The sequence below is a fragment of the Jannaschia pagri genome, from assembly GCF_019655435.1.
Lineage (GTDB): Bacteria > Pseudomonadota > Alphaproteobacteria > Rhodobacterales > Rhodobacteraceae > Jannaschia > Jannaschia pagri.
This window is the reverse complement of sequence record NZ_BPFH01000002.1, coordinates 638,766-649,465: the sequence shown is the minus strand read 5'-3', so window position 1 is coordinate 649,465 and position 10,700 is coordinate 638,766. Positions and strand designations below refer to the sequence as shown.

Annotated in this window: 8 protein-coding genes; 7 read left to right on the top strand and 1 reads right to left on the bottom strand. The window is 62.9% G+C overall.

Annotation, left to right across the window (positions count from 1 at the left end):
- Positions 1 to 100 precede the first annotated feature (100 nt).
- From K5R33_RS08155 to K5R33_RS08140, 4 genes are all read left to right on the top strand, one after another.
- A protein-coding gene (locus K5R33_RS08155) for an IS3 family transposase (RefSeq protein ID WP_220748499.1) occupies positions 101 to 1,215 on the top strand; the annotation gives its coding sequence in 2 pieces (ribosomal slippage) (positions 101 to 356 and positions 356 to 1,215; 1,116 coding nt in all).
- A 485-nt stretch (positions 1,216 to 1,700) separates the two neighbouring features.
- Complete coding sequence (locus K5R33_RS08150; protein WP_220748498.1) at positions 1,701 to 2,123, top strand: DUF1489 family protein; 423 nt, start codon at positions 1,701 to 1,703, stop codon at positions 2,121 to 2,123.
- Positions 2,124 to 2,332: 209 nt separating this feature from the next.
- Positions 2,333 to 4,846, top strand: a complete 2,514-nt coding sequence (locus tag K5R33_RS08145; RefSeq protein WP_220748497.1) for a GcvT family protein — start codon at positions 2,333 to 2,335, stop codon at positions 4,844 to 4,846.
- Complete coding sequence (locus tag K5R33_RS08140) at positions 4,839 to 5,318, top strand: hypothetical protein (protein WP_220748496.1); 480 nt, start codon at positions 4,839 to 4,841, stop codon at positions 5,316 to 5,318. Before K5R33_RS08145 ends, K5R33_RS08140 begins: the two co-directional genes overlap by 8 nt.
- Here the strand turns inward: K5R33_RS08140 and K5R33_RS08135 are convergent.
- The gene (locus K5R33_RS08135) at positions 5,306 to 6,265 is read right to left on the bottom strand and encodes a DUF2125 domain-containing protein (RefSeq protein WP_220748495.1); all 960 of its coding nucleotides are present in this window, start codon (positions 6,263 to 6,265) and stop codon (positions 5,306 to 5,308) included. The two genes, K5R33_RS08140 and K5R33_RS08135, sit on opposite strands and share 13 nt — an antisense overlap.
- Positions 6,266 to 6,332: 67 nt before the next feature.
- Between K5R33_RS08135 and K5R33_RS08130 the strand changes: the two genes are divergently transcribed.
- The 3 genes from K5R33_RS08130 (at position 6,333) to K5R33_RS08120 (ending at position 10,688) form a co-directional block, all read left to right on the top strand.
- Positions 6,333 to 6,875 (top strand): gamma-glutamylcyclotransferase, encoded by a 543-nt coding sequence (locus K5R33_RS08130; RefSeq protein ID WP_220748494.1) that lies wholly within the window; start codon positions 6,333 to 6,335, stop codon positions 6,873 to 6,875.
- A 78-nt stretch (positions 6,876 to 6,953) separates the two neighbouring features.
- Positions 6,954 to 8,147 carry a biopolymer transporter ExbB gene (locus K5R33_RS08125; protein ID WP_220748493.1) on the top strand — a complete coding sequence of 398 codons (1,194 nt, stop codon included), beginning with the start codon at positions 6,954 to 6,956 and terminating at the stop codon, positions 8,145 to 8,147.
- Positions 8,148 to 10,688, top strand: a complete 2,541-nt coding sequence (locus tag K5R33_RS08120; RefSeq protein ID WP_220748492.1) for a peptidoglycan -binding protein — start codon at positions 8,148 to 8,150, stop codon at positions 10,686 to 10,688.
- The last annotated feature ends 12 nt before the right edge of the window (positions 10,689 to 10,700 follow it).

The window sequence follows — 10,700 nt, the reverse complement described above, 5'->3', positions numbered from 1 at the left end:
AGAACGGGGCATAATGACCGTGCCGACAGGGACGGGGAACTCATCGCCTAACCTGTCAGGCACATTGAGGTTAGCCTGTTCTCCAACTGAAGAGCAGACGATGAAGGGAAGCCGTTTCAGCGAAGAACAGATAATTGGCATCTTGAAAGAGCATCAAGCTGGGCTTGGCGCGAAAGAGCTATGCCGCAAGCATGGGATCAGCGATGCGACTTTCTACGAGTGGCGGTCGAAGTATGGCGGCATGGAGATTTCAGATGCGCGTCGTTTTAAGACGCTGGAAAGCGAAAACGCCAAACTGAAGAAGATGCTGCCCGAGCAGATCATGGACGTGGCGACGCTGAAAGAGATGCTCGGAAAAAACTTCTGAGGCCCGGTTCGAGGAAGAATGCCGTGGACTGGGCGATGAAGACCAAGGGCTACAATCAGAAACGGGCATGTTCCTTGGCCGGGATCGATCCGCGTGTTTTTCGGCGAAGGTCGAAGCGCCCCGCCGACACGGAATTGCGGGCCAGGATGAAGGAACTGGCGTCCGAGCGGCGACGGTTCGGATATCGCCGTCTGCATATCCTACTGAAGCGCGAGGGATGGCACATGAACTGGAAGAAGCTGTACCGGCTCTACCGCGAAGAAGGGCTAGCCGTTCGTAAACGGGGCGGACGCAAACGCGCAGTCGGCACCAGGACGCCTATGGCGATCCCGCAGGGGTCGAACCAGCGATGGTCACTCGACTTCATGTCGGATGCATTGGAGGATGGTCGCCGGTTCCGGGTTTTGAACGTGATCGATGACTTCAGCCGGGAATGCCTGGCCGCTGTGGTGGACACATCCATCGGAGGCGCGCGTGTTGCCCGTGAGCTGGATCGCATCGCAGAACTCCGTGGCTATCCCTGCATGGTGGTCTCGGACAACGGCACAGAACTGACGAGCAACGCGATGCTGAAGTGGCAGCAAGACCGCAAGGTTGGTTGGCATTACATCGCACCAGGCAAGCCCATGCAAAACGGTCGGGTGGAAAGCTTCAACGGACGGATGCGAGAGGAATGCCTAAACGAACACCTGTTCCCGTCTCTGCACCATGCCTGCCGCATGATCGCGGCATGGCGCGCCGACTACAATCACAACCGGCCTCACTCCAGCCTCGCTGGCCTGACGCCATTCGAATATGCTAACCGGTCGAAGGAAGACCAAAACCTGAACAGAGCTAACCTAAATTAGCGGACGCCAAGGGGAGCAGGTCATAGAAGCTGCGCTCCAGATGCAAATACCCTGCCCGAACACTTGTTCCCGTCTCGTGGTCTGTTGGGCTCGGACCAATGACGCCTACAATATACGCCCATGATTGCGACATGCGCGCTGATGACACTCACCACCGCCCACCTTCCAGCAGCGACGGGCTCACCCCGTGAAATGATCAGCAACGGTCAAGCGAGAACCACCCTGAACAGAGCTAACGAAAAGAGGAGCAGGTCATTCGTGGACCTCAGGCGGACCTATTCATCATTCTGGAGAGCAATGCCCGACGGCGAAGACCATGACGTACAATTGCTCCTTGTTTGGCCAGACTGGTCCGTTCAGGTTCGCGCACCACGACCTTTGCGGTCCACTGACCTATCGGGAAAACCGTCGCAGGTGCGGCACACAAGCCGTGCTTGCGCATGACCGTGACCTCACTACATATAGTAGGCCGTAGGGGGACAGTCATGATTAACCTCATAAAGCTCAGTGTTGGATCTGAAACCGTGGAGGCAATGACGGCTTGGCAGGCGCGTCGCGTGGCGCAGGGTCCAGATGGCTTACCCCGCCATGTGACGCGTATGTGGCCCAAGCGAGCGTCAGAGATCCTTGCCGGGGGGTCCATGTATTGGGTGGTCAAAGGCGTTATTCAGGCCCGGCAACCCATTCTGCGCCTTGATGAGGTGGAGGGAGCCGATGGCATCATGCGCTGCGGTATCGTCCTTGCGCCTGGTCCTATTGCGGTGGTGCCAACGCCCAAGCGTCCCTTTCAAGGGTGGCGCTATCTGAAGCCCGAAGACGCGCCAGCGGATCGAGATGCCAACGCGGAGGCTGATACGCCTCTGCCCGCTGAGATTTCCTTGGCCCTTGCCGAGATCGGCGTCCTTTAGGGGCGGGCGCTGGCTGTCCAGTTAAAATGTACATCCCAGCTTAAACCTGTCCCGCGGCTTTTGCTGTGAGGATTAATGGCGACTTCGGCCAACGGGTTTGGTGCCCCGGCACAGCGCTGTCGCAATCCGTCTGAACTTGGTCGTGTGCGGGGGCCTTTCGGGCGCGTCTTGGGGCAGAAAGGATCCGCAACATATGCGGAGGCTTTCCCATGAAAACCCATGTCAAAGCCCTGATCGTCGGCGGTGGGGCCGTCGGAACCAGCATCGCGTACCACCTGGCCCGGGCCGGTTGGTCCGACGTGATGCTGCTGGAACGCGATGAATTGACGTCCGGCTCCACCTGGCATGCGGCGGGGCTGCTTCCGCTCTTTAACATGGGCTACGCCACGAGCCATATCCACGACTACTCTGTTAAGTTTTACAAGACGTTGGAGGAAGAAACCGGCCTCAACGCGGGCTTTAGCGTCGTGGGCAACCTCCGCATGGCCCAGACCCAGGCGCGGATGGACGAGTATATGCTCTATGCCTCCACCGCTGAGACGGTCGGCATCCCCTACGAATGGCTGTCGGCCAAGGACATCAAAGACCGCTATCCGCTGGTCCATACTGACGACCTAATCGGGGCAATCTATCACCCCACGGACGGCTATATTAATCCTGCCGACGTGACGATGGCGATGGCAAAGGGGGCTCGCCAGCGCGGTGTCACCATCGAGCGCAAATGGCAGGTCGACGGCTTTGAGTGGCGGGGCGATCATTGGGACGTTCATTGTACCAAAATGGTGGAGAAGGGTGGCAACCTGTTCGCCAGCGATGAGCGGATCGTCATCCACGCCGAACATGTTGTCACCGCCACGGGCAACCATGCGCCCCGTACCGCGCGGCTCTTGAACATCAAGACGCCTGCGATCGTCGTCGAACACCAATACATCGTGACCGAACCGGATCCGGCACTGGTCGCATGGCGCAAGGAGAACGGCGAACACCCCGTTCTGCGCGATGCTGACGCCCGATGGTATGTGCGCGAAGAACGCGGTGGTTGGATCCTGGGGCCATACGAGGATAACGCCCCCGCTCGGTTCCAATATGGCGTCCCCGACAGTTTCCGCGCCGACCTGTACCCGCTCGATTTGGAGCGGATCGAGACGGAGTACATGTCGTTCATCCATCGCCTTCCGTCGTCGGAAACCGTGGGGCTTAAGGACGACTACAACGGCCCAATCTGTTACACGCCAGATGGCAACCCCCTGGTGGGCCCCGCACCTGGCCTGCGCAATATGTGGCTGGCGGAGGGGTTCAGTTTCGGCATCACCGCGGCAGGAGGCACCGGCTATTACCTGGCTCAGATGATGGTCGAGGGCGAGGCCGAGATTGACATGGCCGCGCTCGACCCCAAGCGCTACGATGGCAACTGGATGACCACCGAATACGCGGCCCGCAAGAACGAGGAATGCTATTCCCACGTCTTCATCCTGCACCACCCCGACGAAGAACGCGAAGCCTGCCGCCCCCTGCGCACCGCGCCCGCCTATGACATGCAGAAAGCCGAGGGGGCACAATTCGGCCAGGTCAATGGCTGGGAACGTCCCAACTACTATGGCCCCAAGGATGCGCCGTCGAATTTCGACCATGACAGCCGGTCGTTCCGCCGGGGCAGCTGGTGGCAATACGCAGAGGACGAGGCCAAGGCCATCCGCGAAACAGCGGGCCTGATCGACGCCACCGCCTTCACCAAACACAAGTTATACGGCCCCGGCGCTGTGGACTTCCTCGACTGGTTTACCTGCAACAAGCTGCCCAAGGTCGGGCGTATCAACCTGACCTATGCGCTGACCGGCGCTGGCACCACGCGTACCGAATACACGATTGTTCGGGACACCCACTACGAGTTCTACCTCGTCTCCGCAGGGGCGTGGTCAGCCTATGACGCGGACTACCTGCGCAAAGCCATGGAGGATTGGACCGCCGCGAAGAATGATCCTACACAATGGATCATCGTCGAAGATGTGACGACGAAGTATGGCGTTTTCGCCCTCGCAGGTCCCAAGTCCCGTGACATCCTTGCAGAGTTGATCCGCGACCCACAGCCGGACACTGCCCTGTCGAACAAGCGGTTCCCGTGGCTCTCTGCCCGGGATATCGAGTTGAAGATGTGCCCGGTCAAAGCCATCCGCGTGGCCTACACCGGCGAGTTGGGATGGGAGCTGCACCACCCCATCGAGATGCAGCGTTACCTGTGGAACGAGCTGACCGCAGCAGGGGCCAAACACGGCATGAAGCTGGTCGGTGCCCGTGCCCAGAACTGGCTTCGACAAGAGAAATCCTACCGCGCCTTCGGCACCGAACTTGGCCGCGATGCGACGCCGCTGGAGGCAGGGTTGGATCGGTTCGTTGACCTATCCAAGGATTTCCACGGCAAGGCAGCGATGGAAGCCCTGGGCATTCGCTCCAAATGCGTGACCCTGTTGATCGACGGGCCGTCCGATGCCGACCCCTGGGGGCGCGAGGCGCTATATGATGGGGATGAAAAGGTCGGACGCCTTACCTCCGGTGGCTATTCCGTGGCCTTCGGGCGCAGCATCGGTATGGCCTACGTCCGCCCCGACTTGGCGGTGCCGGGCACAAAGCTAAGTGTTCGGATGCAATGCCAGCTTTGGGAGTGCGAAGTGACCGAGGACAGCCCCTACGATCCGACAAACGCCCGCATCCGACAGGATGGCTAAGACCAAAGCGGTCGCCGTGCTGGCGTTGCTGGGTGTGGTGTCTGCCTGGCTGCTGGTCCCCTGGAAAACGCCCAGCTTGCGCATCTCCGGCGATGGCGCGCCGGGTGTCGAGGCGGCGATGCCAGGTCAGATCGATGTATCTGTCGGAGACCTTGACGTTGTGCTGCTACGGCGCGCGGAGAACTTGCGTCATATGGAGGATGTTGCGCGCCTGTGCCGGGGGCGCTGTGACGCGGCGCTGACGTCCTTGTATGAGCTCCGCCCGGGTGGTGGGCGCAAAATCTTGGTGTTTGACTTGGCGCAGATCGGTGGTGCGCAGGCGCTTGATCGCGGGGCGCCCTTGCCCGACCCGATAGCCGCTTGCTTGGCAGATCGGATTGCGCAGGAGGCGACCGGGATTTACCGGCGTGTTTCCAATGCCTCCTGTGTGCCAACGCAGCGCTGGCTGCCGGTTTTGCCCTACGGGTTGTAGGGCGCCGGAAGGCGGGGCAGGGCGGCGAGCGGGATCGTCCCAAACAGCATCTGGCCACCCCGGAGCGTCAGGGGAACGCGCGCCACGCCATTGTCTTCCAAACCGGTCAAGCCCCCGGCCAACAGGGCTACCTGGCCCGCAGGCAGACCGGCCTGGGCCAAGACGGGCAAAAGCCCTTGCCAGCCGACAAGGTCGACGACCAGATCGCCTTCTGGAAAGCCGGAAGGTCCAATCCGGATATCCCCACCCGCATCGACGCGGATATCGTCCCACCGCACGTAGCTATGGCGGATCTTCAAGCTCACCAATCGTCCCCCCTCCGCTGGGGGCCTGTCCCAAGTCGCCGTCACATCCACCGCCGCATCGTCAATTCGGTCCGGTAGCCCGGCTGGGAAAGACGCCTGCTCCAGGGCCATTCCGGCAAGCGACACGGCAAGGTCGTAGCTGAACGGCTCTGCCGCTGTCCTCAGCGCAAGCTGTCCCCGGTCCAAGGCCAGGTCACCATCCGCGCTGGCCACGGATAGGCCCGTTCCGACAACGGTCAAGCGTTCCACGTCCGGCTGGGACGACAGGGACAAGCTCGCCGAGGCCCGAAGGTCGTCTGCGCTGATAGCCAGGGGCGCACCGGGGGTGGTGACTGTCGCGGTCGTGGCTGGCACCACGATGATGTCGTTGGGGCGATAGCTGAGCGCGAACACCTGCAGGAACGGCATCGCCACCCCCCACAGGCCATCCGGCGTGGTCACGTCCACCTCGGTAAACTGCGTGTCGAACCTGTTGGGAAAGCCAGACACCGACGTGTCGCCCACGGTGACCCGCCATCCCTGGTCGCGGGCTTGATCCAAGCCGGCCGCGATGCCGCGATCGAGAGAGTAGGCCCCCAAAAGCCACCAGCCCCCCCAGAGGATCGCCGCCACCAGCGACAGGATCGTCAGCAATCTCAGCATTCTCGCCCCTTTCCCCGCACGTTTGACCCGTTTATCCCGTGGCGACCGGGGCAGGGAAGGTGGCACCATGGGCAAAGACGACGCACTTTGGGTTTTCGGCTATGGTTCGCTTGTCTGGAACCCAGGCATCGAGGTCGCTGAAACGCGCCTTGCCCGCTTGTCCGGCTTCCGCCGCCGGTTCTGCATGTTGTCCATTCACCATCGCGGATCCGAGGATGACCCGGGCCTCGTCCTTGCGCTGGAGGCCCATGCGGGCGCGACCTGCACCGGCCTGGCCATCCGGGCGGCCAAACCGGATGAAGCGCTGGAGGAGTTGCGTGCGCGGGAGTTGATCTCTTCGGCCTACTACGAAGCGGAGGTGTCCTTGTCCGACGATGGCGGCGCGGCTCTGCCCGCTTTGGCCTATGTGATCGACACCAACCACCGTCAGTACGTGCCCGACATGACCTTGGAGCAGCAGGCCCAGGTGATTGCCCGTGCCCACGGCGGGCGCGGTCCAAACCACGAATATCTGTCGCGAACGGCCCATGGATTGAACGGATTGGGCATCGGTGATGCGGATCTCGACTGGCTGGTCGCGCGTGTGCAACAGATACGATCCGAGGATTGACAGATGCTTGTGACGCAAAGGGGGCCAAGCTACCGTCGGATCCGTTGAAACGAGGACCCGCTGGCGGGTCGGGGGCAGATGGCACAGGCACAGCTTGAACACGGGACGCAGTTTTCTCAGCCCATCCGACAAATTGTGTACATGCTTGCGGTCTTGGCCGCCGTCGGGGCTGGCGTCTGGTTCGCTTATCCCAGCGTCTCTCCGATCTTTTCGGCCAACCCTTGGTTAAACGGCACAATCGTTGGCGTGTTCATTCTGGGCATTCTGGCGTGCTTCGCCCAGGTGTTTCAGCTGTTCAGCTCCGTCAGCTGGATCGAGGGGTTTGCCGAACAACGTCCCGGCCATGACATCACACGCCCGCCCGGCTTGCTGGCGCCCCTGGCGTCGTTGCTGCGGTCGCGATCCAAGCGCAGCCAGATTTCGGCCTCTTCCTCGCGGTCGATCCTCGATTCCGTGGGCGCCCGGATGGAAGAGGCGCGGGACATCACCCGCTACATCGTCAATACGCTGATATTCCTGGGGCTTTTGGGCACCTTCTGGGGTTTGGCCACCACGGTCCCCGCCGTGGTCGACACCATCCGCAGCTTGAACCCTGGCGATGATGAGGGCGGCGTGGCGGTGTTTGCGCGCCTCATTGGTGGTCTCGAAAGCCAGCTTGCGGGCATGGGCACGGCCTTTGCGTCGTCCCTTTTGGGGCTCGCGGGCTCTCTCGTCGTGGGCCTGTTGGAGTTGTTCGCAGGGCATGGACAGAACCGCTTTTACCGGGAGATGGAGGACTGGCTGTCGTCGATCACGCGCGTGGGTCTTGTTGGCGATAGCGGCGAAGAGACGATCGACCAATACTCCCTCGCGGCGGTTCTGGATCACATGAACTACCAGATGGAGAGCCTTCAGGACATGTTCCAAAAGGCAGAGGCCGGGCGTCTTGCCGCCGACGCCAAGCTGTCCACCCTATCGGAGGCGGTCACCGCGATGGCCCACCGCCTCGACGATGGTGGAGGATCCGTGGCGGCTTTGAACCGCGTGGCCGAGGGGCAGGAGCATATCGTGAGCGTGCTGCGCGGCAGCGCCGGGGGCGGCGATGGCCTGGATGCCGAAAGCCGGATGCGCTTGCGGTCCATCGATGTTCAACTCCTGCGCGTGTTTGAGGAAATGCAGCAGGGTCGCCAGGCTGCGTCCGATGATTTGCGGGGCGACATCGGTGCTTTGACGCGGGCCATACGTCAGCTGAACCGACATGTGGCCGCTGCGGGTCCCGAGGGGGACGGCTAAGTGGCGCTCGCCCGCAGGTCTGGCCAGCGGTTCACGGCGAACGTGTGGCCCGGCTTTGTGGACGCCATGACGGCGCTGCTTCTCGTGCTGATGTTTGTCCTGTCGATCTTCATGATCGTGCAGTTCATCCTGTCGGAGCGGATCAGCTCCCAGGACGCAGAATTGCAGGACCTGGGATCGCAGTTAAACGACCTGGCCCGCTCCTTGGGGTTGGAGCAGCGGCGCGTCGAAGCGCTGGAACAAGACGTCGCGACCCTAGGCGCCGACCGCGACCGCCAGGCCGCTCTGGTGGCCAACCTTTCAGCGCAGCGGGACGATCTGACCGCCCGGGTGGCCAGTTTCGAAGAGCAGGTCGCGGGCCTCTTGGCCGAGCGGGATCGCTTGACCGGTGCCCTGTCGGAGACCGAAGACGCGCGCTCTGCCCTGGCCGCGCAACTTGAAACGACGCAAGGCGAGCTGACCCGCATCATCGATGAGCGAGAGGCCCTGCAACTGGCTTTGGCCAGCGCGCGGGACGAAATAGATGCCAGCTCCGAACAGGCCCGCTTGGCAGCCGCCCGCGCCGATGCCGTCGAAGCGCTGGTCGCCGATTTGCGCGCCGACGCGGAGGCGCAAGAGGCGACCCTTGCGGACACATTGGCCGCCCTCACGGCCCAACAAGCCGCTGCCGAAGACCTGTCTCGGGACGTGACCGCGTTGACGGCCTCACTGGACGAAACGGAGGCCGCACGGCTCGCGGAACTGGCCGCTGCCGAGGCCCTGCGCGCGCGGCTTGCAGAGACGGAAACGGCGCTCACCGACGAAGAAGCCGCGCGTCTGGCCGAGGCGGCGGCGGCCCAGGCGCTCCGCGAGCGTTTGGCCAATGCGGACGCCGAGCTTTCGGCCATGACCCTCGCGCTGGAAGAACAGCGCCGCGCGGCTGAGGAAACGCTCACCCTCCTGGCTGCGACACAGGCCGCTGAGGACGATCTGGAGGCGCGCTTGCTGCAAGCCCTTGCGGATCTGGACACGGCCCAGGGGCAGGCCGACGACCTCGACATGCAATTGGCCCAGACCCTTGCGGCGCTGGCCACGACCCGAGACGACGCCGATGTGACAGCGGCCGCCCTGCGGACCCGCGTGGCGGAGTTGGAGGCGGCGCTCTCGGCCAGCGGAATCGAGGCCGCGTCCGCCGCCGCCGTGCAAGCCGAACTGCAATCGCGTTTGAACGCGACGCTGGCCGACCTCGTGGCCACGGAAGGCGAAGTGCGGGATTTGGACGCGCAACTGGCCGCCACACTCGCTGCCTTGGAAGACCGGGACGGCGTAGCGCAAACAACCGAGGCGAGCCTGCGTGCCCGCGTCACGGAGTTGGAAGCGGCCTTGGCCGCACGTGGCGAAGACGTGGCCGACGCAGAGGTGCGCCGCGCGGAACTGCAAACGCGTTTGACCGCCGCACTCGCCGACCTGACCGGGGCGCAGGGCCGCATCGACGATCTTGATGCGCGGCTGTCCGAAACGCTCAGCGCTTTGGCAAATGCTCGGGAAGAGGCGGACACCGTGGCCGCCGACCTGCGCGCCCGTGTGGCCCAGTTGGAGGCGACCGTCTCGGCCCGTGGCACAAGCATCGCCGATGCGGAGGCGGTCCGGGCTGAGCTACAGGAACGCCTGAACGCCGCACTGGCCGCCCGCTCCGATGCCAGCCAGACGGAGCGGGACCTGCGTGACAGCTTGGCTCAGGCCCTGGCGGCGCGATTGGCCGCCGAGTCGGACGCGACCGATGCCCTTTCGGCTGCTGAAAGGTCCGATCTGTTGCTGCGACAGGCCCGTGCCGAGGCGGCCAATGTCTCCGAGGAGCGCGCAGAGGCCCTTCGGCAGGCGGCGCTGCTGAATGAACAGGTGGTTGAGCTGCGAACACAACTGGCCAGTTTGCAAGAGGTTTTGAATGCCTCCCGCGCCTCTGACGCCGCGCAAGATGTTCGGATTGAAACCCTCACCAGCGATCTGAACGCAGCCCTCGCCCGCGTGGCTCAGGAACAGAAAGCCCGCGCGGATTTGGAAGCGGCTGAGCGGGCAAGGCTCCAGGCAGAAGCTCAACAATTGGAGCGCTTCAAGTCGGAGTTTTTCGGCCAGTTGCGTGATGTGTTGGCCGGTCGCGACGGCGTTGAAGTCGTGGGCGACCGCTTCGTTTTCTCATCCGAAGTTCTCTTCGACACCGGCGAGGTGACGCTCAAGCCCGAAGGTCAACGGCAGATCCGGCAGGTGGCGGAGGTGATCCTAGACGTCGCTGATCAGATCCCGGATGGGCTCGATTGGATTCTGCGCGTGGATGGACACACGGACAATCAGCCGCTGCTCGGCTTTGGGAAGTATTCCAACAACTGGGAGCTGAGCCAGGGGCGGGCGCTCTCGGTCGTGCAATACATGATCGACACGCTGGGAGTGCCGCCGTTTCGTTTGGCGGCAACGGGCTTTGGCGAATATCGCCCCGTGGATGCCGCCAATACGCCCCAGGCCCGCCAGCGCAATCGCCGGATCGAGTTGAAGCTGACCGAACGCTAGACGGACTTTCGT